Origin of the sequence: Blattabacterium sp. (Blaberus giganteus), from assembly GCF_000262715.1 — a bacterium.
In the GTDB taxonomy this organism is placed as follows: domain Bacteria; phylum Bacteroidota; class Bacteroidia; order Flavobacteriales; family Blattabacteriaceae; genus Blattabacterium.
On record NC_017924.1, the window covers coordinates 271806 to 296103 of the forward strand.

General features: G+C 26.3%; 23 protein-coding genes and 1 tRNA gene. 13 read left to right on the forward strand and 11 right to left on the reverse strand.

The window, feature by feature from the left end:
• Genes ftsA through hisS form a run of 3 tightly spaced genes read left to right on the forward strand, consistent with a single transcriptional unit; the run spans nucleotide 1 to nucleotide 4150 of the window.
• Nucleotides 1-1359 carry a cell division protein FtsA gene (gene ftsA / locus BGIGA_RS01270; protein WP_014726572.1) on the forward strand — a complete coding sequence of 453 codons (1359 nt, stop codon included), beginning with the start codon at nucleotides 1-3 and terminating at the stop codon, nucleotides 1357-1359.
• 11 nt (nucleotides 1360-1370) lie between these two features.
• Entirely contained in the window at nucleotides 1371-2741 is a 1371-nt protein-coding gene (gene ftsZ, locus BGIGA_RS01275; protein WP_014726573.1) for a cell division protein FtsZ, read from the forward strand.
• Nucleotides 2741-4150 (forward strand): histidine--tRNA ligase, encoded by a 1410-nt coding sequence (gene hisS, locus BGIGA_RS01280; RefSeq protein WP_014726574.1) that lies wholly within the window; start codon nucleotides 2741-2743, stop codon nucleotides 4148-4150. Before ftsZ ends, hisS begins: the two co-directional genes overlap by 1 nt.
• On the opposite strand, the gene pnuC is transcribed toward hisS, so the two are convergent.
• Nucleotides 4129-4776: a nicotinamide riboside transporter PnuC gene (gene pnuC / locus BGIGA_RS01285; RefSeq protein ID WP_014726575.1), complete on the reverse strand. Its 648-nt coding sequence runs from the start codon at nucleotides 4774-4776 to the stop codon at nucleotides 4129-4131. The two genes, hisS and pnuC, sit on opposite strands and share 22 nt — an antisense overlap.
• Nucleotides 4773-5402 (reverse strand): 4'-phosphopantetheinyl transferase superfamily protein, encoded by a 630-nt coding sequence (locus BGIGA_RS01290; RefSeq protein ID WP_014726576.1) that lies wholly within the window; start codon nucleotides 5400-5402, stop codon nucleotides 4773-4775. Before BGIGA_RS01290 ends, pnuC begins: the two co-directional genes overlap by 4 nt.
• Nucleotides 5403-5455: 53 nt before the next feature.
• On the opposite strand from BGIGA_RS01290, the gene BGIGA_RS01295 reads away from it, so the two are divergent.
• A complete protein-coding gene (locus BGIGA_RS01295) occupies nucleotides 5456-6466 on the forward strand; it encodes an Mrp/NBP35 family ATP-binding protein (protein ID WP_014726577.1) in 1011 nt (336 codons plus the stop codon).
• 18 nt (nucleotides 6467-6484) lie between these two features.
• On the opposite strand, the gene BGIGA_RS01300 is transcribed toward BGIGA_RS01295, so the two are convergent.
• Nucleotides 6485-7285 (reverse strand): purine-nucleoside phosphorylase, encoded by an 801-nt coding sequence (locus BGIGA_RS01300; RefSeq protein ID WP_238526745.1) that lies wholly within the window; start codon nucleotides 7283-7285, stop codon nucleotides 6485-6487.
• Nucleotides 7286-7378: 93 nt separating this feature from the next.
• Nucleotides 7379-8413, reverse strand: coding sequence for a UDP-N-acetylmuramate dehydrogenase (murB, locus tag BGIGA_RS01305; protein WP_014726579.1), 1035 nt, complete (start codon nucleotides 8411-8413; stop codon nucleotides 7379-7381).
• A 94-nt stretch (nucleotides 8414-8507) separates the two neighbouring features.
• Here murB and BGIGA_RS01310 point away from each other — a divergent pair, with 94 nt between their 5' ends.
• Together BGIGA_RS01310 and rlmB are read left to right on the forward strand one after the other, a co-directional pair.
• Nucleotides 8508-8771 carry a YtxH domain-containing protein gene (locus BGIGA_RS01310; RefSeq protein WP_014726580.1) on the forward strand — a complete coding sequence of 88 codons (264 nt, stop codon included), beginning with the start codon at nucleotides 8508-8510 and terminating at the stop codon, nucleotides 8769-8771.
• A gap of 362 nt (nucleotides 8772-9133) precedes the next feature.
• A complete protein-coding gene (gene rlmB / locus BGIGA_RS01320) occupies nucleotides 9134-9895 on the forward strand; it encodes a 23S rRNA (guanosine(2251)-2'-O)-methyltransferase RlmB (RefSeq protein WP_014726582.1) in 762 nt (253 codons plus the stop codon).
• Here rlmB and pheS read toward each other — a convergent pair.
• Nucleotides 9879-10862: a phenylalanine--tRNA ligase subunit alpha gene (gene pheS, locus BGIGA_RS01325; protein ID WP_014726583.1), complete on the reverse strand. Its 984-nt coding sequence runs from the start codon at nucleotides 10860-10862 to the stop codon at nucleotides 9879-9881. The two genes, rlmB and pheS, sit on opposite strands and share 17 nt — an antisense overlap.
• Before the next feature lie 5 nt (nucleotides 10863-10867).
• Entirely contained in the window at nucleotides 10868-11230 is a 363-nt protein-coding gene (locus tag BGIGA_RS01330) for a hypothetical protein (RefSeq protein ID WP_014726584.1), read from the reverse strand.
• 22 nt (nucleotides 11231-11252) lie between these two features.
• Here BGIGA_RS01330 and BGIGA_RS01335 point away from each other — a divergent pair, with 22 nt between their 5' ends.
• Together BGIGA_RS01335 and BGIGA_RS01340 are read left to right on the forward strand one after the other, a co-directional pair.
• Nucleotides 11253-11771 carry a CvpA family protein gene (locus tag BGIGA_RS01335; RefSeq protein WP_014726585.1) on the forward strand — a complete coding sequence of 173 codons (519 nt, stop codon included), beginning with the start codon at nucleotides 11253-11255 and terminating at the stop codon, nucleotides 11769-11771.
• Complete coding sequence (locus BGIGA_RS01340; RefSeq protein ID WP_014726586.1) at nucleotides 11761-12759, forward strand: LuxE family acyl-protein synthetase/acyl-CoA reductase; 999 nt, start codon at nucleotides 11761-11763, stop codon at nucleotides 12757-12759. The genes BGIGA_RS01335 and BGIGA_RS01340 overlap by 11 nt, the downstream gene beginning before the upstream one ends.
• A gap of 32 nt (nucleotides 12760-12791) precedes the next feature.
• Here the strand turns inward: BGIGA_RS01340 and BGIGA_RS01345 are convergent, their stop codons facing one another.
• The 3 genes from BGIGA_RS01345 to der form a co-directional block, all read right to left on the reverse strand.
• Nucleotides 12792-15080 carry an inorganic phosphate transporter gene (locus tag BGIGA_RS01345; RefSeq protein WP_014726587.1) on the reverse strand — a complete coding sequence of 763 codons (2289 nt, stop codon included), beginning with the start codon at nucleotides 15078-15080 and terminating at the stop codon, nucleotides 12792-12794.
• Between the two features lie 110 nt (nucleotides 15081-15190).
• On the reverse strand, nucleotides 15191-15793 hold the full coding sequence (gene ruvA, locus BGIGA_RS01350; protein ID WP_014726588.1) for a Holliday junction branch migration protein RuvA: 603 nt from the start codon (nucleotides 15791-15793) through the stop codon (nucleotides 15191-15193).
• A gap of 37 nt (nucleotides 15794-15830) precedes the next feature.
• Nucleotides 15831-17162 carry a ribosome biogenesis GTPase Der gene (der, locus tag BGIGA_RS01355; RefSeq protein WP_014726589.1) on the reverse strand — a complete coding sequence of 444 codons (1332 nt, stop codon included), beginning with the start codon at nucleotides 17160-17162 and terminating at the stop codon, nucleotides 15831-15833.
• A gap of 94 nt (nucleotides 17163-17256) precedes the next feature.
• On the opposite strand from der, the gene trmD reads away from it, so the two are divergent.
• Nucleotides 17257-17940: a tRNA (guanosine(37)-N1)-methyltransferase TrmD gene (gene trmD / locus BGIGA_RS01360; protein ID WP_014726590.1), complete on the forward strand. Its 684-nt coding sequence runs from the start codon at nucleotides 17257-17259 to the stop codon at nucleotides 17938-17940.
• Here the strand turns inward: trmD and argH are convergent.
• Nucleotides 17919-19289, reverse strand: a complete 1371-nt coding sequence (argH, locus tag BGIGA_RS01365) for an argininosuccinate lyase (protein WP_014726591.1) — start codon at nucleotides 19287-19289, stop codon at nucleotides 17919-17921. The two genes, trmD and argH, sit on opposite strands and share 22 nt — an antisense overlap.
• A gap of 77 nt (nucleotides 19290-19366) precedes the next feature.
• Between argH and gyrB the strand changes: the two genes are divergently transcribed.
• Both gyrB and BGIGA_RS01375 read left to right on the forward strand, forming a co-directional pair.
• The gene (gene gyrB / locus BGIGA_RS01370; RefSeq protein ID WP_014726592.1) at nucleotides 19367-21286 is read left to right on the forward strand and encodes a DNA topoisomerase (ATP-hydrolyzing) subunit B; all 1920 of its coding nucleotides are present in this window, start codon (nucleotides 19367-19369) and stop codon (nucleotides 21284-21286) included.
• A gap of 23 nt (nucleotides 21287-21309) precedes the next feature.
• Complete coding sequence (locus BGIGA_RS01375) at nucleotides 21310-22110, forward strand: undecaprenyl-diphosphate phosphatase (RefSeq protein WP_014726593.1); 801 nt, start codon at nucleotides 21310-21312, stop codon at nucleotides 22108-22110.
• Between the two features lie 221 nt (nucleotides 22111-22331).
• Here BGIGA_RS01375 and rpsP read toward each other — a convergent pair whose 3' ends face one another.
• A complete protein-coding gene (gene rpsP, locus BGIGA_RS01380) occupies nucleotides 22332-22670 on the reverse strand; it encodes a 30S ribosomal protein S16 (protein WP_014726594.1) in 339 nt (112 codons plus the stop codon).
• 124 nt (nucleotides 22671-22794) lie between these two features.
• On the opposite strand from rpsP, the gene BGIGA_RS01385 reads away from it, so the two are divergent.
• A tRNA-Gln gene (locus BGIGA_RS01385) sits at nucleotides 22795-22865 on the forward strand.
• Nucleotides 22866-22895: 30 nt separating this feature from the next.
• On the forward strand, nucleotides 22896-24287 hold the full coding sequence (locus tag BGIGA_RS01390) for a dicarboxylate/amino acid:cation symporter (protein WP_014726595.1): 1392 nt from the start codon (nucleotides 22896-22898) through the stop codon (nucleotides 24285-24287).
• Nucleotides 24288-24298 lie beyond the last annotated feature (11 nt).

Here is a 24298-nt window from a genome sequence, read left to right on the forward strand (position 1 = left end):
ATGGAATATCAAGATATAGCTATAGGTCTTGATGTAGGAACCACGAAGATTGTAGCTATGGTAGGAAGGAAAAATGAATATAATAAAATTGAGATCTTAGGCATAGGTAGATCTAAAAGTGTAGGTGTGCATAGAGGAGTTGTGAATAATATAACTCAAACAATTGAAGCTATTCGTGAAGCTATATCTGAAGCCGAGCATAGTTCTGGTTTAAAAATAAAAGAAGTTATTGTTGGAATAGCAGGACAACATATTAGGAGTCTACAACATAATGATTATATTACTAGATTAGATTTTGAAAATGTTATCAGTCAAAAAGATATACAAAAATTAATAGATCAAGTTCATAAGCTGGTCATGCTACCAGGAGAAGAAATCATTCATGTTCTTCCACAAGAATATAAAGTCGACAGTCAAACAGAAATATTAGAACCAATCGGAATGTATGGAAGTCGTTTAGAAGCAAATTTTCATGTAGTCGTAGGACAAATTTCTTCTATACGTAATATTGGAAGATGTGTAAAAGCTGCAGGATTAAATTTATCTGGAATGACTTTAGAACCTTTAGCTTCTGCTGAAGCGGTATTAAGTACCGAAGAGAGAGAAGCAGGTGTTGCTTTAGTGGATATAGGAGGTGGAACTACGGATCTTGCTATATTTAAAGATAATATAATTCGTCATACTGCCGTGATCCCTTTTGGAGGAAACGTCATTACTGAAAATATAAAAACAGATTGTTTGATCATTGAACGGAAAGCCGAATTACTAAAAATAAAATTTGGATCTGCATGGCCAGGAGAAAATAAGGAAACAGAAATTGTTTGTATTCCTGGATTAAGAGGTCGTGATCCTAAAGAAATTTCTTTAAAACATCTTTCCAAAATTATTCATACACGAGTATGTGAAATTTTGGAACAAGTAAATGTAGAAATAGAAAATTATGGAAATGAAGAACAAAAGAAAAGACTAATTGCAGGATTGGTTATGACAGGTGGAGGGTCACAACTTAACCATATTCGTCCATTAACAGAGTATATTACTGGAATGGACGTTCGTATAGGTTATTCTAATGAACATATTGCAGGAGGAGAAAACGGTCTTATAAGTCATCCAGAATATGCAACGTCTATAGGATTAGTAATTAAAGGACTTGATGATAAAAAAAAATATACAACAGATATGGGACAACAACATAGAGATGTTGAAAATTCTGAGTTGATTTCTACAAAATTTTACAAAAATCGTAGATTCAATTATGAGGAGGATCATAAAAAAAATAAAAAAAATAAAACAAAATCAAAATCTTTTCTTGAAATTTGGGCAGATAAGTTCCGTCAAATATTAAATGATACAGAATAACAAACCATGAAATGAAAAAAGAAGATTTTATACGACCAAAAAAAGAAAACGTTGGATTTATAAAAAATCGTTCAGCTTCCATCAAAGTAATTGGAGTAGGAGGAGGGGGAAGTAATGCTTTAAGCCATATGTTTGAACAAGGAATTACTGGAGTAGATTTTATAGCGTGTAATACAGATGCACAAGCATTAAATAACAATCCAGTCCCTATAAAAATTCAATTAGGAGCTTCAATTACAGAAGGATTAGGCGCTGGAGCCGATCCAGATGTAGGAGAAAAAGCCGCATTAGAAAGTTTGGAAGAAATAAAAAGTATTTTAGATTCTAACACTAAAATGACCTTTATTACAGCAGGAATGGGTGGTGGAACGGGAACTGGGGCTGCTCCAATTATTGCTGGTATTTCTAAAGAAAAAGGAATTCTTACTGTAGGCATCGTAACAATTCCATTTCATTTTGAAGGAAAAATGAGATTACAACAAGCTCAAAAGGGAATAGAAGCGTTAAGAAAAAATGTGGATTCTCTGATCGTGATTAATAATGATAAATTGAGGGAATTATATGGAAATTTAGGATTTAAAGCTGGATTCGCAAAAGCAGATGAAGTTTTAACGACTGCAGCTAAGGGGATTGCAGAAGTCATCACTCATCATTATAAACAAAATATAGATTTAAGAGATACAAGAACCGTACTCAAAGAAAGTGGAACGGCTGTTATGGGTTCTGCTATTGCTGTTGGAGAAAATAGAGCTAAGGAAGCGGTTGTACAAGCTTTAGATTCTCCATTATTGAATGATAATAAGATTACGGGAGCCAAAAATGTTCTTCTTCTCATTGTTTCAGGAAAAATAGAAATTACTATAGATGAAATAGGAATTATCAGTGATTATATACAAGCGGAAGCTGGGAACAATGCCAATATTATTATGGGTCTAGGAGAAGACGAAAGTTTGGAAGAAAGTATTTCAGTCACTATAGTGGCAACGGGATTTCCTACGGAAGTACAACGGGCTATTAATCACGAAGAAAAAAAAATATTTCATAGATTAGAAGAACCTTATGAACAAAGATTAAACAAAATGGAAGAAATTCATTCTAATTCTAAACGTATTGATTCTTATTTTTCAAAAACTTATTCTAAATCAAACTATTTAGATAAATCTTCTTATAAGAATAAAAATAAAAAAAACGATTTTTCATCGAATCAAAAACAAAACATTTTTGATCAGTCTATAAATTTATTTATAGAAAAAAAACATAAAAAATATATGTTAGAAGATAGTTTTGATCTTCCTATTTCATACAATGAAAATGAAAATAAAAAAAGATCAACAAATCGTATTCATAAAAAAGAAAATAATACAAATCAAGAGTTCAATTGATGTTGCCTAATATTCCCAAAGGAACTAGAGATTTTTCATACATTGAGATGAGTAAACGAAATTATTTAATTCAAACTATTCGAAAACAATTTGAACTTTTTGGTTTCTGCTCTATAGAAACTCCTTCTATTGAAAATATTTCCACTCTTGTTGGAAAATATGGAGAAGAAGGTGATTCCTTAATATTTAAATTGTTACATTCAGGTAATTTTTTAAAAAAGAGAATTTTAGATTTTATAAAAAAAAAAGAAATTCATCATGATAAAAAAACGATTTCAAAATGTTTAATTAAATATATGTCTAATAAAGCTCTTAGATATGATTTAACGGTTCCTTTTGTCCGTTATGTGGTTATGCATAAAAATAAAATCGTTTTTCCCTTTAAAAGATCCCAAATACAACCTGTATGGCGTGCAGATAAACCTCAAAAAGGAAGATTTAGAGAATTTTATCAATGTGATGCGGATATCATATCATACTCTTGGTCTTTATGGGAAGAAATTGAATTAATTCAACTTTGTGACGAAATTTTTACTAAATTAAATTTTCCTATCATTATCTACATAAATCATAGAGATATATTAAGAGGATTAGTTGATATGGCTGGTATAGAAAATAATTTATGGAAAGATTTTACTACATCTTTAGATAAATGGAAGAAAATTGGACGAGATTTAGTAAAAAAAGAAATGCTCAACAAAGGAATTTCATCGAAATCATTTGATCAAGTGGCATTTTTTTTCGATATGAAAGAAAATTTCTATAATAAAGAAAAACATTTGACTGTCGCTTTAAAAAATTCTGAAAAAGGAAAAAAAGGGATACAGGATCTGAGTTTTATTTATAAAAATATAAAGAATATTTCTTTACAAAAGACAAAATTGGAATGGAATCTTTCTTTAGCTAGAGGAATGAATTATTATACAGGAACAATATTAGAAATTGTACCATTAAAAAATAAGAATTCTATTTCGATTGGAGGAGGAGGTAGGTATGATCAATTAGCTAATTTATTTGGAATGAATAATATTTCTGGAGTAGGAATTTCTTTAGGTTTGGATAGAATTTATTTAGCAATGGAACAAGAAAATTTGTTTAAAACTATTTCTAATTTGAATTATCCTTCAAAAGTTTTATTTATTAATTTTGGAAATGAAGAGGTTTTGTATGCATACAAAATAATAAAATTTTTGAGAGACAAAGGAATTTCTACTCAATTATATCCTAATGTAGATAAAATAGGAAAACAGTTTAGATATGCTAATGACAACAACATTCCATTTGCTATTAGTATAGGAAAAAACGAAATCAATAAAAATAAAATCAGAATGAAAAATATTCAAAAAAGAATAGAGAAAGAATATGATAACATTCACGACGTTGTGAATCAATTAACGAAAAAACTTTGATTCAGCGCTTTTTTCTTCCAAATCAAAAATCCGAATATAGCCAATAGAACAAGAATAATAAACAAAATTCCTGTCAATACAAAACCCTTAAAAAAATAAATAGGTACGGAAATTACATTTCCCACCGTCCAAAATATCCAATTTTCTACTTTTTTCATGGACATTTGATACATACCAGAAAAATAAATACCTGTAGTCAATACATCCATCCAATCATAATGAGATTGAAGTTTACCATAAAAAAAATAAATCATCATACTGAAAATACAAGTAAATAAAAACAAAATTGAGGTATAAAAATAATCTTTTTTATTACAAAAAGTAATAGGTATTTTTTTTTTATACTTTTTATATTTATACATCCATGTATACCATCCATAAAAACTCATCAACGTGTAATACAAGTTAATAACAAAATCTCCATAAAGAGAAGTCACAAAAGTTAAATAACTATATATGATAGTGCTGACTATTCCTATTGGATATCCCCATATATTATTTTTTTGAGCACAAAAAACACTAAATATAGTAAATGATACAGCCGTAAATTCTAAAATTATGTGAAAATAACTATTATGATAATAGGGGGATAAAAGAATATCTATCCAATTACAATTATTCATCATTTGTCTATAATATAAACTAAGTAATATTCTTCTATTTTTCTATAAAAAGCATAAAACCGTTTACTGTAGGAATTTTTTATAATCCAGCATGATACAAAAGAATCTTTTTTAAGGCAAAAAGGAGAAACTTTATAATGATTTAAAAAACTATAAAAAATTCCTCCTTCCAGTTTATATAAACTTTCTTTAATTCCCCATATAATATGCAAATAATCTTCTTCATAATTTGGATGAATAAAAGTAGATTCATCCTCTCTAATAAATTTTTTCTTGATCCTTACTATTTTTTTATTTTTTCGTAATTTTTCTATATCTATTCCTATATGATAATAGCTTATAGCTATGGCTATTTTTTCAAAAGAATGACTAAAAGAAATATGTTTTCCTTCAGAAAAAAGAAAAGGTTTTCTTTTTTCATTATAAAAAATATTCATTTTTATACCTATATATCTTAAAGCATAACGTATTCCTAAAAATTCTCTTCTTCGTTTTTCTGATAATGATAAAAAAAATACTTTCTCTTTATTTGAAAGAAAAAGTTTTCTTAAAAACATAGTTTTTAAAGAACATTTCCATTTAAAAACTATGATCCTTGTATGAAGGGTATTATAGGGATAGAAATTCATTCTATTAAATCTAGACATTTTTTTTGTACTATTGTGAATTAATATATATGTGTATGAAAAAGAAAATTGAAAAAGCGTTAGAAAATGTTATTATTTTTGACAATAAAAATATTGTAGAGTCTGGTTTAGTAAAAAAGATAGATTTATTAAGTAATGAAATAAGAATCTATTTGAGTTTATCCAATCCTGCTATGCATATAAAAAATAGACTCATAAAAGAGATTACTCATTCTATAAAAAATCAAAATATTTTAGATACAATACGCATAAAAATAGAAATAAAATCAGATAAAAAAATGAAATCTGTAATAAAAAATATAATCGCTATAGCCTCTGGAAAAGGAGGTGTAGGAAAATCCACAATAGCAACAAATATAGCAGTTTCTTTAGTTCAAAAGGGTTTTCATGTTGGATTATTAGATGCGGATATTTATGGCCCTTCTATTCCATTAATGTTTAATATTGAAGAACAATCTGTAAATTTTCAACATCAAAATGGAATGATGAATCCTATTACTAGTTATGGAGTTAAAATTCTATCTATAGGTTTTTTTTCAAAATATGGACAAGCTATTGTTTGGAGAGGCCCCATGGTGACTAAAGTTTTAAGACAATTTATGCATGAAACCAATTGGGGAAAATTGGATTTTTTAATTGTAGATTTACCACCAGGAACAGGGGATATTCATTTATCTCTTTTGCAAGAGATTCCATTAAAAGGAATTATTATAGTCAGTACATCTCAAAAGATTGCCTTATCGGATGTAAATCGTTCTGTAGGAATGTTTCGTATCAGATCTATTTATGTTCCTATCCTTGGAATTATAGAAAATATGTCTTACGTTATTTCAAAAGAAACTAAAGATAAATGCTATTTTTTTGGAAAAAATGGAGTCAGAGATTTTTCAAAAAAAATGAATATTTTTTTTCTTGGCGGAATTCCTATGTTACAAGAAATACGAGAATATTCAGATTTAGGAATTCCTGTTGTTTTAGATAACGAGTATATTAGAAATATATTTCTAAAAATTACGGAAAAGATTATTCATAAATTGCATGAATAAGAATCAATATTTTTTTGTTCATAAACAAAGTTTTATAAATTCTTTTACTATTAATATTAGTAGAGATATAGATTTTTCTATTTCTTTATAAAAGGGATTAAAAAAATTGATTTCATCTGAATTATATTCCTTATATTTAGATTGTTCATATAATCCCATTACAATAGATATAGCAAATACTCGTAAATTTATACATCTGGCTGTTATGACATCTGTTACTATATTCATTCCTACACTATCCCCTCCCATAGATCGTATCATAGCATATTCTGCATAGGTTTTGTAATTAGGATAAGGATAAGCAACATATACTCCTTTTTGAATAATGATATTATGATTCATTGCAATGTTTTCTGCAATTTCTATCATTTTTTTATCATATGGTTCTGTAATTTTAAAAAATCTATTTTTTATAAATTCTTTTATATTAGGATTTTCCGGAAAAAAATTGATATGATCCTTAATCAACATAACATCTCCTATTTTGTAATTTGGATTTACTCCTCCAGAAATATTAATTAATATTAATTTATCTATTCCTAGATCTTTACATAATACAATAGGAAAATGATTTGTTTTTTTTTCTTCAAAAAAAGGTTCTATTAAAAAAACCACATTTTTATCTTCTATTTTCCCAAAAAAAATTTTTCCATGTAAATTTTTTTTTGAAAAAATGGGTATTTCTTCATAAGAAATGCATACAGGATTTTTGATCTCCTCTATCAGTTTATCAAATTGATTTCCTAATAATAAAATTCCAAAATCAGGTTTTTCTTTGATTTTTGTTTGTATGTATTGTTTTGATTTTTCTAAACTCATAGTCATTTACATAAATAAATTCAAGTTATTATCAAATTATACGAATACCCCATAAAAAAAACTGTGTTTTATCATTTGATTCATTCTTTATACTTATTGTATGACATTTACTTCTCTTGATAAAGAAATACCAAACTTTTTTTTTATATTTTTTGTTATTCTTTCTGAAAAAGAATATATATCCATTCCAGTAGCTTTTCCATAATTGACTAAAATGATAGGTTTTTTTTTATATATCCCTACATTTCTAATTTTTTTTTCTTTCCATTCTATATTTTCAATTAATGAATTAGCAGAGAGCTTGACTTTGTGATTAGAAATATTATAACCTATAATAGCGGGATATTTATGTTTTAGTTTTTTAAACTCTAAGATCCCTACTACAGGATTTATAAAAAAACTACCAGCATTTCCAATATTTTTTGGATTTGGAAGTTTTCTATGTCTAATATTAAAAATCGCCTGATTTAAATTGTGAATAGTAGGGATTTTAACATTCATATTTTCTAATTCTTTTTGAATTTCCACATAAGATGTATTTAATTGTTTATATTTCTTTTTTAGAAGAAAAAAAACAGACAAAATTAAAAATTTATTTTTATAATAAGGACGATTAAAAAAAGAATAACGATATTTTAGTTGACATTCTTCACGTGTAAATTCTCTTATTTTTCTATTATTTGTTTCATATGCTTGTACTTTTATTAAAGTATCTTTTACTTCTGCTCCATATGCTCCAATGTTTTGAATGGGTGCAGCTCCAACTGTCCCAGGAATAAATGATAAATTTTCTAAACCATTAAATCCTTTTTTTATCGTCCAGTTTACAAATTCATTCCAATTTTCTCCAGCACAAGCTTGAACAATGACTTGATCATCATTTTCTTTGATCACTTTTTTTCCTTTCATTCCCATTTTTATTACTAGTCCCGGATAATAATTTTTTAAAAAAAGAATATTACTTCCATTTCCTAAAAAAAGTTTTGAAATGGATGTATACATATCAAAAATTTTTTGAATTTCTTCTATACTTTTCACTTCTACAAAATAACGAGCATAAACATTTATTCCAAATGTATTGAATTTTTTTAGAGAAAAGTTTTTTTTTAAGTTTTTTTTAATGAACATATGAAAAATATTTCATAAATACATAAATACAATTTTGTACGTAAATATTGTATGATTAAATTTATCCAGTAAAAATATAAAATTGTTATTCTTTATGAAAAAAGGAGTAAGTTTTTTTTGGGGAGTTATTTTAGGAACCATGGCTGGTTTAATAGTGGGAATGATATTAAATCCAAGAAAAGAGGAAAAAATAAAAAATATATTAGGAAAAAAAACAGAAGAACTAAGAGATCATTTACAGGAAATTGGTAAAAAAATTGGAAAAAAAGTACATAAAATTAAATTAGACTTTGAAGCTAAATGGAAAAAAAATAAAATAGAAAAAATGGATCAAGTAGAAGATGAATTAGGAACTTAAAACTTAATAAGTTTTTATTGTTTTAAAATGTTCATTTTTATTAGAAATTTTATCCATAAGAAATGGTGTATTTTTAGAAATGAAATCATTAAAATATTGATTTCTATCATGACAGAGGTTTTTTTGAATTTTTTATTATTGATATTTTGTATTATTGTTTTTTTTTTAGTAAGTTTTTCTTTATGTTTTTTTCTTTCTTTTTATTTTGGAAATTATGTTATAGGATTTGGAATTTTAACTATTTTATATTTTTTAATTTTTATAATTATATTTTGTTTTGGCAGGGATATTACACGATTTATTATCAAGGATTTATTAAATAAATCTTTTATTAAAATTTTTGATGATAAAAAATAATAATTATGAAAAAATTAGAAATTGTTTATGGAATACATCCATTGATAGAAGCGATTGTAGCTAAAAAAACTATTGATAAGATTTTTTTTAAAAGAGGATTGAAAAAAGTATCAAATGCTCACAAAAAATTAATAAATCTTTCCAAAAAAGAGCATATTCCAATTAAAATTGTTTCAAAACAACAATTTTTTCAATTGAAAAATAAGAATCATCAAGGTGTTTTTGCTGTTCTTCCTCCTATAAAAACTTATTACATAGAAGATTTACTTCCTATATTTTATGAAAAAGGTAAAAATCCACTTTTGATCATTTTAGATAGAATTACAGATGTAAGAAATTTTGGATCTATAATCCGGACTGCTGCATGCGCAGGAGCAGATGCTATCATTATTCCAAAACAAGATACAGCCATGATTGGATCTGATTCGATCAAAACTTCTTCAGGTGCATTATTTCAAGTTCCAATATGTAAAGAAAAAAATATATTGAACACAATAGAGTTTTTGAAAAATTCTGGATTAAAAATCGTTTCTGCTACAGAAAAATCCAATATATATTGGTATAATATTGATTTTTCAGGACCAACAGCTTTAATACTAGGAAATGAAGAAAAAGGAATTTCTTCAAAATATTTAAAAATTTCTTACGAAAAAGCAAAAATTCCAGCAATAAAAGGAATTTCATCTTTAAACGTATCTGTAGCTTGTGGTGTGATTTTATATGAAATTTTTAGACAAAGAAAATATAAATCTAAAATTCGCTTTTAAATTGTTTTAAAAAACGAATATCATTATCAAAATAAATTCTAATGTCTTTTATTTGATAAATTATTAGAGCTAAACGTTCAATTCCCAACCCAAAAGCAAATCCAGAATAAATTTCTGAATCAATATTTACGTTTTCCAAAACTTTGGGATCTATCATTCCACAACCCATGATTTCTAACCATCCATTATTACAATAGATATCGACTTCAGCACTAGGCTCCGTGAATGGAAAATAAGAAGGACGAAATCGGATTTTTGCATTTCCAAAAAGAGAAATAATAAAATAATGAATCGTTTGTTTTAAATCAGAAAAAGAAACTTTTTTATCTATATAAAATCCTTCTGCTTGATGAAACATAAAATTGGAACGTGATGAAATGGTTTCATTTCTATATACTTTTCCGATAGACAATACACGAAAAGGTGGACAATGTTTTTTCATATACCGTATTTGCACAGAGGAAGTATGTGTCCGTAACAAAATATCTGGATTTTTGCACAAAAAAAATGTATCTTGCATTTCTCTGGATGGATGAGAAATAGGAATATTTAAAGCTGTAAAATTATGCCAATCATCCTCTATTTCAGGTCCATCTACATAAGAAAATCCAATTTTTATGAAAATATCTATTATTCTCTTTTTTATAAGAGACAGGGGATGTCTGGATCCGATTTCTATCGATCTTCCCGGTATAGTAGGATCTAATTTTAGTTTTTTATCATTTTGAATATCATTTTTTGATTGAAAAACCTTTATTTTATCTTGAACTTCTTTTTTTAACTCATTAATAATTTTTCCATAAATTTTTCTTTTATAAATGGAAATTTTTTTTAATTCTTTAAATAAAATTGTTAAAATTCCCTTTTTTTTACCTAAAAATTTAATTCTGAATGTTTCTAAATCATTATATGTTTTAATGTGAAAACATTTGATTTCTTCTTTAATTTTGTCAACTTTTTGAGTCATCTTTTTTATTCAAGAATATTTTCGTCATTCATATAACGAATAATAGCTCTTTTAATTAAAAATAATTGTTTTTCCTGATTAAAAGGAATTTTATTTTTCAATATATAATGAGGCCATCCTTCCTTATCTTTTCCAAGAAACAAATAATACCCAAAAGGTTCTAGTATTCTACATATTGCAATATGTAGAATATTGATTTTATCTTCTTTATTGAAAAATCGATTCTTTCCTTTTCCTAATTCTTGAATTCCTATTATATAAATAATTCCAATTATATCAATTTTTCCTTCTATAGAAAAATTTTTTTGTATATATGACATGACTTTATTCCAATTGATATAAAATTGTTGCATAAATTTTGTTTCCATATATATTATTTATTCATAAGTTATGTTAGATGTAATTATTATAATTCTAGTTTTATATGGCGGATTTCGTGGATATCAAAAAGGATTAATTTCTCAATTTTTCATATTCATGATATTTTTTATGTTTTTTTTCAAAGGTTTTTATATTTTTGATTTTATAAAAAAAATATTAAAAGAAGTCAATATAGTAAACGAAAAATCCTATATTTTTATAATTTATTCTCTAATAATTACGCTTTTTTCTATTATTTTTATAACTTTTATAACTAAAAAAATTATAGAATTCATAATGATTGTCACGTGGATGAAACCTATAGATAGATTGGGAGGAGTAATATTAGGTATGATTAAATATTTTTTTTGTCTTTCAATATGTATTTTTTTACTAAAAGAAGCAAATAAAAAAATAGATCTTTTTCCTTATAATTTTTTACAAAGTTCCTTTGAAAAAGAATTTCAATTTTTTTTCTCTCAAAAAGAATCTTTATTGAATAAATTGAATAAACTGAAAGAATTATATTTTAAATTTTATGAATTTTAAAAAAAAGATTTTTTCTATATTATCAAAAAAAGAATTTGATCATTTAACATGGGATATATTCCATTATCAAATTAAAAATAACAAAATTTATAAAAACTATCTTAAATCCTTAGAGGTCGATCCATTTGAAATCAAAAATATTTCTGAAATTCCTTTTTTACCTATTTCTTTTTTTAAAACGCATCGTATTTTGAGTAGTAACAGTAATATAACGGATTGTTACGATGTTATTTTTACCAGCAGTGGGACTACTGGAATTAAAAGTAAACATTATGTAAAAAATTTAAGTGTTTATATTGATAGTATTAGAAATAGTTTTGAATTTTTTTATGGTCCAATAGAAAAATTTAAGTTTTTAGGATTTTTTCCTACGAAAGATCGAAAAGATTCTTCTTTAATTTATATGGTAAAATATTTTATACAAAAAACTTATCAAAATGGAAGTCATTTTGTCCCTTTTACTTCAGATAAAGATAAAAATATACATATGGGTTCTAATCAAAATGATAAAAATATTTTAATTTTTGGACCTAGCTTTTCTTTATTGGATTTTATAGACAAATATCATCATAATAAATATAAAAAAAAAGAAAAAGTAATAATTATGGAAACAGGAGGAATGAAAGGGAAAAGAAAAGAAATCATTAGAGAAGAATTACACGATATTTTAAAAAAATTTTTTTGTGTTAAGGAAATTCATTCAGAATATGGAATGACAGAATTACTTTCTCAAGCATATGCAAAAAAAAACGGAATATTTAAATGTCCTCCTTGGATGAAAATATATATAAGAGATCCTGAAGATCCTTTTATACATGTAGATAATAATAAAATAGGAGGGATTGATATTATAGATTTATCAAATTATTTATCTTGTCCTTTTATTTCTACTGAAGACTTGGGGAAAAAAATCAATGAAAATGAATTCGAAGTATTAGGAAGAATGGATTTTTCAGATATGCGAGGATGTAATCTAATGACTATTTAATTTTTTATGTTATTAATTATTAAGCAAGATTGCTAAAAAGTATGCATCTTTTTTTTATGAAAAAATGCATTGTGATACAATAGAATAAGATCTTCTATACTTTCCGTGATTTTTTTCGATTGTAAAAGAATATCTAACATTAAAAATGTATTTTTTGTTCCATATTTTTTATGTATGATTCCCATCACCTGTTGATTCATTTGTTCCTCAATTTTTTTTATAATTTGATTCTGTATTATACAAGGAAATTGAATTGTTTTACAATTTTTATCTTTTGTTATTCTTTTTATAACGTTAAAATGTTCAATCATAAGATGTTCAAGTGTTAATAAATTTTTCTTTTGTTGATATTTTAAAGGTTTATGGCTATTTATGACATGAAACAATGTATGGTTCGTAATGATATCTGAAGAATCAATGATTTCTTTAGTTTTATTGTATATATGTAGATAAAGAATTCCAGCTATTGGTTCTCGATTCTTCGTTTTTCTAATCACTTTGATTAAAGAGTTATGTATACTTGTAAAAATTTTTTTTACTTTAAAAAAATTATTTCTACTGTCTTGAAGAATTTTTAAATTTTCTTGAATAATTCCTTCTATACTATTTTTGTAAATAGTTTCAATATATTCAAGTATCGGGTTTAGAATATCGAAAGTTTTGTTTAAGGAGTTTTCTAAAGTTAAATTCCCTATTCCAAAAAACGGTTTTTCTTCTATTTTTTGATCTTGCATTTGATGATAAGTTTTATAACTTCTGTAAAAAACAAATAAAATCAAAAAAATAAGAAAGGATAGAGCCCATGCTTTAAAAAAGTATAAAAAAGAAGCCGTGATTCCTGCCATAGTAAAGGCGATTAATCCTGTTAAAAACCATCCTCTTATGACTTTTAAAACACCTGAAACTCTATAAACAGCGCTTTCTCTGTCCCATGCTCTATCTGAAAGAGAAGTACCCATAGATACCATAAAAGTGACAAAAGTGGTAGATAATGGCAGTTTTTGAACTGTAGCTATAGATATCAATATACTGGATATCGTTAAATTTGCAGAAGCTCTAACTAGATCAAAAGCTATGTTTTCTTCTTTTTGTATTTTTTTTTGCTTAAAATTTTTTTCTATTTTAACCAGAAGTCTTTTAGGAAACAATTTAAAGAAATGATTTCCTGAATATAAAAAAAACCGAACAATTCCTCTAGAAAAAGAATTGGATAAAAATTTTTCTGGTCCTTCATTTTGTCTACTTAAATTAATTTCTGTACTCGTGATGTTTTTTGTTTTTTTGGAAAACCAAAGAGTGAATATCATAATCATTCCTGCAAAAATTAAAACGGAAGACGGAACCTGTACATTTCCAGATAAACTTTTCATATTGAATTTTTCAGCAGGAGGACTCCCTGATTCTTTCCATATATTATAAGATTGTATACTCGCTATAGGAATTCCGATAAAATTTACTAAATCATTTCCTGCAAAAGCCATAGCTAAAGAAAAAGTCCCATATAATACAACAAATTTTAATATGTTATATCCTAAAGAAACAAATATCTTTGCTATAATTGTCCATGTTGAAAATAATATAAGAAAAAAAATAAAAAAATTATGGTGAATCCATTTTATGAAATGTTGAATAAATAAGTAAAATCCTGTTAAGTTTTCATCAATTGAACCTTGAAAAGTACTATGAAATCCTTTTATAACAAGAAAATAAGTCATACTGCTCAATGAAATGGCCGTCCATATCACTCCTACATGTTTTAATCTACTTTCATATTCGAAACTGAATAAAAAACGAATGAAATAGTGAATAAAAGCACCGGAAGTAAAAGAAATGAGAATCGATAAAAAAATACCTATACTAATAGTAAATGTTTTTTCCGCTTTAATGTATAGAGTTAAATGATGAAAAGGTTCGTTATTAAATGGAGAAGTCATTTTTATCATGGCAATACTGAAAGCGGCGCCTAATAAACAAAAAACCATAGAGACTGTAGTCGAAGTAGGTAATCCTAAAGTGTTAAAAATATCCAATAAAATAATATCGGATATCATGACCGCTAAGAAAATAAAAATAATGTCTGAAAAATAAAAATAAGAAGGATCAAAAACTCCTTTTCTTGCCACTTCCATCATTCCACTAGACAAAAAAGCTCCTAGTAAAATACCTAAACTAGAAAAAATCATAATAATTCTACGAGAAGCAACTTGAGATCCAATAGCAGAATTTAGAAAATTAACGGCATCATTAATTAAACCAACAATCAGATCAAATATAGATAAGAAAAAAATAACCACTATAATTGAGAGGTAAAAAAATTTCATAATAAGAGGTATTGAGGTATTATTGAATTCACAAAAAAAAAAAAAAGACAAAAGTATATTATTAAGGTTTGTTTTTTTTATATTTTAAATGGTGAATAATTTTTATGATTTTACAATTTTTTTAAAGATTCTTTAATGAGATTTTCTACAGAAAATTCTGGATTTTCATTCAAAATATCATCTAAAACTTTTTTAGATTCTTTAGGAGAAAATCCAAGCACACTCAAAGCACTTAAAGCTTCTTTTTTTATATTATAAGGTGTATTTTCCAATAGTTTTACGTTTTTTTCTTTTTTATAAATTATTTCTTTAATAATTTTATCTTTTAGTTCAATAATAATTCTTTTAGCTGTTTTGGTCCCAATTCCTTTAACTTTGTTAAACACTTTTATATCTTCTTTAGATATAGATTCTTCTATTTCATATGGAGTGAGAGAAGATAATAACATAATAGCAGAACTTGGCCCTATTCCATTAACGGATATCAAATAAGAAAATATTTGTCTTTCTTTTTTGTCAAAAAAACCATATAAAACATGTTGATTTTCTTTTATAAATAAATAAGTGTATATGAAAATATTTTTTCCTTCTTTTTCTAACAAAGAACAATAAGTATATGAGGATATATGAATATGATATCCTACTCCATGACAATCTATAATTAAATCAGATTGATTTTTTTCTATTAACTTTCCTCTTAAGTGTGTTATCATGATATTATCAGTAAGCAGATAATAAATTCTAAAAAAGTTATTTTTTTCTAAAAAAAATTTGTATGGGAACTCCTATAAAATCAAAGTAATAACGAATTTTATTTTCAACAAATCTTTTATAAGATTCTTTTATGTATTGAGGAAAATTAGAAAAAAAAATAAATTTTGGCGTGCATGAAGGTAACTGAGTACAATATTTTATAGTTATATATTTATTTTTTTTATTAGTAGTAGGAGGATTTTTTTTCAGAATTGGTAACATAATTTTATTTAAAATATTCGTTTTTAATCTGTTTTTACGGTATTTTAAAACCTGATAAGCCATGGGAAGGATATTGTGTATTCCATCTTTATTTTTAGCGGATATAAAAAGAATGGGAACATTATAAAATGGATAAATTTTTTTTCTTATAAAAAATTCGTAATCTTTTTGTGTATAATAATTATTTTTGTGAAATAAATCCCATTTATTAATAAGAATTATGATTCCTTTATGATTTTTTTCCACTAATTTAAAAATATTCATATCTTGTCTCTCCCATCCACAATATGCATCTACCATTAAAAGACAAACATCCGCATATTCTATTGTTTTAAAAGTTCTCATAGTAGAATAAAATTCAATGTTATCTTTTATTTTTGATTTTTTTCTAACTCCAGGGGTATCTACTAAAATACACTCATATTCACATTTTTTGTATAATACATCTAAACTATCTCTGGTTGTTCCCGAAATACTTGTCACAATATGATGGTTTTTATTTAGAAAAGAATTAATTAAAGTTGATTTTCCTACATTGGGACGTCCTATTATTGAAAAACGAGGAATAAATTCGTTTTTCAATATTTCTTCTTTTTCTTTTAAAAATTTTTCCTTTTTGAATATTTCTATTAATTTATCTAGTAATTCTCCCGTACCACTTCCATTTATAGCTGATATATAGTAATATTTTTCAAATCCTAAATAAAAAAAATCTGTGTCAGAATATATAGATTTTACGTTATCTACTTTATTCACAACTAATAAAATTATTTTTTGACATTTTCTTAATATTTTCGCAATTTCTCTATCTGCATCTAATATTCCTATTTTTATATCTACTAAAAATAAAATAACATCAGATTCTTTGATAGCTATGAAAATTTGATTTTTAATTTCTTTTTCAAGTACATCATTTTTTGAAATATAAAAACCACCAGTGTCTACCACAGAAAATTTGATTCCATTCCATTCTGAATTTCCATAAATACGATCTCTTGTTATTCCACTTGTTACATGAACAATCGCTTTTCTTCTTCCTACAAGACGATTAAACAAAGTTGATTTCCCTACATTGGGACGTCCTATTATAGATACGATATAATTCATTTGAAATAGATTATTCACAAAGGTAGAATTTTTTCATTAGTTTCATTATTAGATTATTAGTCAAAGTGTATATTGATAAATAAAAAATAATACGTTGCGGATAGATATTGTAAGTATAATGCCTGAAATTTTTCATAGCCCTTTTTCAAATTCTGTTATTAAAAGAGCTTTGAAGAAAGGGTTAATTGATATTCATGTTCATGATTTACGTAAATATGGTTTAGGAAAACGAAAAAATGTGGATGATTATCCTTATGGAGGGGGATCAGGGATGGTAATTAGAATAGAACCTGTATATCAATGTTTTTCGAAGCTTTTATCCGAAAGAGATTATGATGAAAAAATTTTTATGACCCCTGATGGAAAGTTATTTTCACAAAAATATGCTCAAGATTTAACTAATAAAAAAAATATTATCATTCTTTGTGGACGTTATAAAGGAATTGATCAAAGAATTAGAGATCACCTAATATCCAAAGAAATATCTATTGGAAATTACATTTTATCTGGAGGAGAACTAGCTGCTGCTGTTGTTGTAGAATCTGTAGTTAGATTGTTGCCTGGAGTCATACAAAATCAAGATTCCATTTTTACAGACTCTTTTCAAAAAGAATCCTTTATCGCTCCTCCCATTTATACTCGTCCAGTGATTTATAAAGGATGGTCTGTTCCAAAAATACTTGTGTCTGGACATCATAAAAAAATAAAAGATTGGTTGTATAAAAAATCTATGCAATTCAAACAAAAATTGGATCCTTACGAGGATTCGTCAAAATAAATTTCGCTATAAATTAAACGTTTTATAACTTGGTTAGTTTTATGAAAGTAAAATTTATTTATTACATTTTGCATTAAATTTCTAATTTGTGTGTTACACAAATTACCTATACTTCCTTCGTGAGAATAACAACCCTGAGTAAAGGGTTTAAAATATCCATTTTGTATATCTAAACCTACTTTTTTATAAGCTTCTCTAAAAGAATATCCTTTTTCAATAACTAGTTTGTTTACAACTTCTACACTAAACAAGTATTTATATTTATCATCCTGAATAATATCCTTTTTTACTATGATATGATTCAACATATATTGAAACATGGAAAAACATTTTTTCGTTTCTTCAAAAATAGGAATAAATCTTTCTTTAATAAGCTGAAAATCTCTATGATATCCAGAACATAAATTAGAAGAAATCAAAGAAATTTCGTTGGGTAACGAAGTCATTCTATTACATTTAGCTCGTATGAGCTCAAAAACATCTGGATTTTTCTTATGAGGCATAATGCTAGACCCGGTAGTAAGGTGATCAGGAAAGCTAATGAAATTGAAATTCTGACTTAAATATAAGCAAATGTCTTGTGCCATTTTACTTAAAGTTCTTGCTAAAGAAGCAATAGATTCTGAAACGATTCTTTCCATTTTTCCACGTCCCATTTGAGCATACACCACATTATAATTTAAGTCTTCGAAGCCCAATAAATCAGTTGTCATTTTTCTATTTAAAGGAAAAGAAGATCCATAACCTGCAGCTGAACCTAAAGGGTTTTTGTTCACAATACGATATGCAGTGCGCATTAATAGTAAATCATCTATTAAACTTTCTGCATATGCGGCAAACCAAAGACCAAAAGAAGAAGGCATTGCTATTTGATAATGAGTATAACCAGGCATCAATATGTTTTTATGTTGTTCACTTAGTTTTAATAATAAATCAAAAAAAGAATAAGTCATATATACAATTTCTTTTATTTCTGCTCGAATAAAAAGTTTCAAATCAACCAAAATTTGATCATTTCTAGATCTACCACTATGTATTTTTTGTCCTACGTTTCCTAAACGATGAGTTAACATAAATTCTATCTGAGAATGAATATCTTCTATTCCTTCATCTATCTTGAAATTATTATTTAAAATTTCGTGAACATAAATGTTACGCAATTCTTGAATTAAAATTTTTAAATCTTTTTGGTTTAATAATCCTACGCTTTTCAACATAATAACATGAGCAATGGTCCCTATAACATCATGTGGAGCTAAAAGTAAATCTATTTTTGAATCTCTGCTTGAAGTGAAACTTCCTATTTCTTTATCAAAACTAAAATTCGTTTTTTTTTCCCAGATTTTCATGGAATAATTTATTTTATGAATTCTATATAAATAAATTTTATGTAAATAAGAAAAATTTATAATAAAATTAATGTATTATGAATAAAAATAAAAAACATAATTATACAGCAGATAGTATTCAATCCCTAGAAGGGATCGAACATATTAGACTCAGACCCTCTATGTATATTGGAGATATAGGAATTAGAGGATTGCATCATTTAGTTAATGAAGTAATAGATAATTCTGTAGATGAAGCTTTAGCAGGTTTTTGTAATAAAATATGGGTTACAATTCATAAAAATGGATTTATCACTGTACTTGATAATGGTCGTGGAATTCCAATAGATATTCACAAAAAAGAAGGAAAATCGGCACTAGAAGTAGTTATGACTAAAATTGGTGCAGGAGGAAAATTTGATAAAAATTCTTATAAAGTTTCTGGAGGATTACACGGTGTAGGAATTTCTTGTGTCAATGCTTTATCTAAAAAACTTATAGTGACAATTTATCGTAACGGAAAAATTTATCAACAAGAATATTTTAAGGGAAAACCCCTTTATTCTGTAAAATGTTTAGGAAAAACGAATATGCAAGGAACAAAAATTTATTATCTTGCTGATCATTCTATTTTTAATTCCATTATATATAATTATGAAATTTTATCTCATAGATTAAAAGAATTATCTTTTTTAAATAAAGGTCTGTCCTTATTTTTTAAAGACGAGAGAGAAGATATGAAAGAACATTTCTTTTCTAAAAATGGATTAAAAGAATATCTTACAATTTTAAATAAAAATCAGGAATCTTTAACTAAAGATATAATCTTTATTGAAGGAGAGAAAGATAATACTTTTTTAGAAGTTGCAATGCAATATAATACTTCTTTTAAAGAAAAAATTTATTCTTATGTTAACAACATCAATACTTATGAAGGAGGAACTCATATTTCTGGATTCCGAAGAGCATTAACAAGAACGTTAAAAAAATATGCAGATGGATATGGTAGTATTTTATCTAATAAAATAGAATTAACTGGAGACGATTTTAGAGAAGGAGTTACAGCTATTATATCTGTTAGAGTAATGGATCCTCAATTTGAAGGACAAACTAAAACAAAATTAAGTAATCACGAAGTAGGAGGAATTGTGGACAAAATTGTAGGAGAGATGTTGTATAGTTATTTAGAAGAACACCCTGGGGATAGAAAAAAAATTATTGATAAAATTATATTAGCAGCTAAAGCGCGTCAAGCCGCTAAAAAGGCTCGAGAATTAATACAAAAAAAAACTTCTATAAGTAGTATTTTACCTGGAAAATTAGCAGATTGTTCTTTCAATAATCCAGAAAACTGTGAAATTTATTTAGTAGAAGGAGATTCTGCCGGAGGGACGGCTAAACAAGGTAGAGATAGAAATTTTCAAGCTATTTTGCCTTTACGAGGTAAAATACTAAATGTAGAAAAAGCGATGCAATATAAAATATTTGAAAATGAGGAAATAAGAAATATATTTACTTCTTTAGGGGTTTCTATGGGAACAGAAGAAGATCAAAAAATATTAAATATAAAAAAACTAAGGTATAATAAAATTATTATTATGACAGATGCGGATATAGATGGAAGTCATATTTCTACTTTAATTTTAACATTGTTCTTTCGTTATATGAAACCATTAATAGAAAAAGGACATATTTATATTGCTACACCTCCACTTTATTTAATTCGAAAAGGAAATCATTATCAATATGCTTGGAATGATCAAGCAAGAGAAAATATTATCCATAAATTAGGAGGAAGAAAATATGTCAATATACAACGATACAAAGGATTAGGAGAAATGAATGCAGAACAACTTTGGGAAACAACTATGAATCCAAAAAAAAGAACTTTACGTAAAGTGAATATAGACGATTATTCGGAAGCAGACAAAATCTTCTCCATTCTTATGGGAGATGAAGTTCCACCACGAAGAAATTTTATAGAAAAAAATGCGATACATGCAAAAATTAATGTTTAGTTAATTAAATCGATCATATCGTTATGAATTATATTCAATCAATCCTATTAGGGATTATTGAAGGAATTACAGAATTTTTTCCTATTTCTTCTACAGGTCATATGATCCTTGCGGCTTCCATAATGGGAATACTAAAAAATAAAATAACGAATTTATTTCTTGTTTCTGTTCAATTTGGAGCCGTTTTATCTGTAGTTTTTTTGTATAGAAACAAATTTTTTATGAAAAAATTGAATTTTTATCTAAAAATTTTTATAGCTAGTTTTCCTGTTGGTATTTTTGGTTTTTTATTGAACAAAATCATAAATTTTTTTTTAGACAAACCACTCATAGTGGCTTTATCTCTTTTAATAGGAGGATGGGTAATTTTGAAAGTAGAAATTTTTTATGAAAAAAATTTTTGTAATAGAAAAAAAAATAGTATTACTTATTTTAAAGCTTTTATTATTGGATTATTTCAATGTTTGGCTTTAATTCCAGGAGTATCTAGAAGTGCCGCTATTATTGTCGCTTGCATGCTCCAAAATGTGAATAGAATAAAAGCTATTGAATTTTCTTTTTTTTTATCTGTCCCTGTTATCGGAATTGCTACGTGTAAAAAATTATTTGACTACTATTTTCAATTAAATTCTTTCACATTTAAAGATATAGAATTATTGTTATTAGGAAATATAGTATCTTTTGTCACTGGAATGATAGCTATCAAATGTTTCACAAAATATTTAAAAAATTTTAAATTTTTCGGATACTACAGAATTGTTTTAGGTACTTTTTTTCTGATTATCCATTATTTAAATTTAATAAAACCGATTGTAAAATTTTGATTCAAAATTTTTCACAAGTAATAATAAAAGTTATATTTTTACAGCTATGATAAAAAAATTTTAAAATCGGACATGCAGGGACTTTAGTTTTTACATTAATTAATCGTCCTAAGGAAAGAAATCATAATCTAAAGTATAAAATTTTTTTTTGCGGAAAAGAAACTTATATTTAGCCCAAATTAAATGTTTAAAATCATTTCCATGTTATTTAACTTATTATATTAAATTTTATATTTTTTGTACCATGTATGAAACTTTTTTTGGAATTCTTCATTAGTTAATACGCCTTTTTTGACTCCTTGTAATAAATGTTTTTTAAATAATACACCGGTTTTAGAAAAAATGGATTTTACCGTATTGGTTGGTTGTGCTCCTTTCATTAACCAGGATACAGCATTTTTCATTTTTAATACAGTTGAAGGAGGATCCGTGTGAGGATTATAAGTTCCTAATTTTTCAATAAATTTTCCATCTCGTGGAGCACGAGAATCCGCTACAACTATATGATAAATAGGTTTATGTTTTTTTCCAATTCTTTTTAAACGAATTTTTACGGACATAATTTGATTAATTTATGTTATACATGAAACCTTTAAAGGTTTTTATAGTAAAAGTAAAGTCGCCCAAATTTAGATATAATTATCATGTTTTTGAAAAAAAATGGTATATATTTACATTTTTCATAGACCCGTTGTGTAACGGTAGCACAGCAGATTTTGGTTCTGTTAGTTGGGGTTCGAGTCCCTACGGGTCTGTTACCTTACCATATTGGTTAATTTTTTGAAATGAGTATTGGAATGAAAATAAAAAAAGAAAAAGTTTTATTAATTGCTTTTTTAAGTGTTTTGGCATATGTATTTATTCATTTATCAAAATCCTTGTTAGGATTGGATAAATTTACTCTTTGCATATTAAGATGTTTCGTGATATCTATTTTCATATTGTATTCTTTGATGAAAAAAGACTTAACTACTTGGATATTATTATCCATTATCATAGGAATAGAAATAGGATTAGATATACCAAAAATTGCTGTAGAACTAAGATTTTTATCAAAAATATTTTTGAGATTAATCAAAACGATCATTGCTCCAATATTGTTTTCAACTTTGGTAGTTGGAATCGCAAGTCATTCTAATATTAAACAATTAGGGAGCATGGGATGGAAATCCCTACTATATTTTGAAGTGGTGACCACTTTAGCTTTGTTTATTGGTCTTATTGCTATTAATGTATCCCAAGCTGGAGTTGGCATTGTTATGCCTTCAGGAATCACGGAACAACAATTACCAAAAGTAGAAAGTAAAACTTGGCAAGACACAATTATTCATGTATTTCCTGAAAATTTTATAAAATCCATATATCATGGAGATGTATTACCGATAGTGGTATTTTCCGTTATATTTGGCATATCCATGGTTTTTTTAGAAGATAAAAAACGAAGTTCTATATTATTATTTGCAGAGAGTCTTTCCGAAATCATGTTTAAATTTACTAAAATTATTATGTATTTTGCTCCTATAGGAGTTGGATCTGCCATTGCTTATACAGTAGGACATATGGGTTTGGATATTTTATATAATTTATTTCAGTTATTGTTGACTCTTTATATTGCTTTACTGATTTTTTTGATGGTTGTTTTGCTCCCTATTCTCTTATGGATTAAAGTTCCTTTAAAAGCTTTTATCAAAGCATTAACTGAACCTGTATCACTTGCATTTGCGACTACAAGTTCGGAATCAGCTTTACCTTTACTTATGGAAAATTTAGAAAAATTAGGTGTTCCCAGAAAAATTATAGCTTTTGTGATTCCTACAGGTTATAGCTTTAACTTAGATGGGACAACTCTTTATTTATCTTTAGCAACTGTTTTTGTTGCACAAGCATCTGGGATTCCTTTGAGTTTTAGTCAACAAATATTTATAGGACTTACGTTAATTTTAACAAGTAAAGGAGTCGCTGGAGTTCCTAGAGCATCTTTAGTAATTCTTTTAGCCACTGTCGCTTCTTTTGGATTACCAACTTGGCCTATTTTAGCGATTATAGGTATAGATGAATTAATGGATATGGCTAGGACTACCGTAAATGTGATAGGAAACGGATTAGCTAGTTGTGTCATAGCTCGTTCTGAAGGAGAATTGGACGATAACAAAATGTTAGATTATATAAAAAAATGAAAATGATTTGT

What these genes read in the sequence shown, in the direction of transcription:
- BGIGA_RS01295 (WP_014726577.1), top strand. Translation starts at nt 5,456, where the DNA reads ATGAAAAAGAAAATTGAAAAAGCGTTAGAAAATGTTATTATTTTTGAC.
- murB (WP_014726579.1), bottom strand. Translation starts at nt 8,413, where the DNA reads ATGTTCATTAAAAAAAACTTAAAAAAAAACTTTTCTCTAAAAAAATTC.
- BGIGA_RS01335 (WP_014726585.1), top strand. Translation starts at nt 11,253, where the DNA reads ATGTTAGATGTAATTATTATAATTCTAGTTTTATATGGCGGATTTCGT.
- BGIGA_RS01345 (WP_014726587.1), bottom strand. Translation starts at nt 15,080, where the DNA reads ATGAAATTTTTTTACCTCTCAATTATAGTGGTTATTTTTTTCTTATCT.
- BGIGA_RS01375 (WP_014726593.1), top strand. Translation starts at nt 21,310, where the DNA reads ATGAATTATATTCAATCAATCCTATTAGGGATTATTGAAGGAATTACA.
- ruvA (WP_014726588.1), bottom strand. Translation starts at nt 15,793, where the DNA reads ATGATAACACACTTAAGAGGAAAGTTAATAGAAAAAAATCAATCTGAT.
- BGIGA_RS01340 (WP_014726586.1), top strand. Translation starts at nt 11,761, where the DNA reads ATGAATTTTAAAAAAAAGATTTTTTCTATATTATCAAAAAAAGAATTT.
- BGIGA_RS01330 (WP_014726584.1), bottom strand. Translation starts at nt 11,230, where the DNA reads ATGGAAACAAAATTTATGCAACAATTTTATATCAATTGGAATAAAGTC.
- argH (WP_014726591.1), bottom strand. Translation starts at nt 19,289, where the DNA reads ATGAAAATCTGGGAAAAAAAAACGAATTTTAGTTTTGATAAAGAAATA.
- der (WP_014726589.1), bottom strand. Translation starts at nt 17,162, where the DNA reads ATGAATTATATCGTATCTATAATAGGACGTCCCAATGTAGGGAAATCA.
- rlmB (WP_014726582.1), top strand. Translation starts at nt 9,134, where the DNA reads ATGAAAAAATTAGAAATTGTTTATGGAATACATCCATTGATAGAAGCG.
- gyrB (WP_014726592.1), top strand. Translation starts at nt 19,367, where the DNA reads ATGAATAAAAATAAAAAACATAATTATACAGCAGATAGTATTCAATCC.
- BGIGA_RS01310 (WP_014726580.1), top strand. Translation starts at nt 8,508, where the DNA reads ATGAAAAAAGGAGTAAGTTTTTTTTGGGGAGTTATTTTAGGAACCATG.
- pnuC (WP_014726575.1), bottom strand. Translation starts at nt 4,776, where the DNA reads ATGATGAATAATTGTAATTGGATAGATATTCTTTTATCCCCCTATTAT.
- ftsA (WP_014726572.1), top strand. Translation starts at nt 1, where the DNA reads ATGGAATATCAAGATATAGCTATAGGTCTTGATGTAGGAACCACGAAG.
- hisS (WP_014726574.1), top strand. Translation starts at nt 2,741, where the DNA reads ATGTTGCCTAATATTCCCAAAGGAACTAGAGATTTTTCATACATTGAG.
- pheS (WP_014726583.1), bottom strand. Translation starts at nt 10,862, where the DNA reads ATGACTCAAAAAGTTGACAAAATTAAAGAAGAAATCAAATGTTTTCAC.
- ftsZ (WP_014726573.1), top strand. Translation starts at nt 1,371, where the DNA reads ATGAAAAAAGAAGATTTTATACGACCAAAAAAAGAAAACGTTGGATTT.
- BGIGA_RS01300 (WP_238526745.1), bottom strand. Translation starts at nt 7,285, where the DNA reads ATGAGTTTAGAAAAATCAAAACAATACATACAAACAAAAATCAAAGAA.
- BGIGA_RS01290 (WP_014726576.1), bottom strand. Translation starts at nt 5,402, where the DNA reads ATGAATTTCTATCCCTATAATACCCTTCATACAAGGATCATAGTTTTT.
- rpsP (WP_014726594.1), bottom strand. Translation starts at nt 22,670, where the DNA reads ATGTCCGTAAAAATTCGTTTAAAAAGAATTGGAAAAAAACATAAACCT.
- BGIGA_RS01390 (WP_014726595.1), top strand. Translation starts at nt 22,896, where the DNA reads ATGAGTATTGGAATGAAAATAAAAAAAGAAAAAGTTTTATTAATTGCT.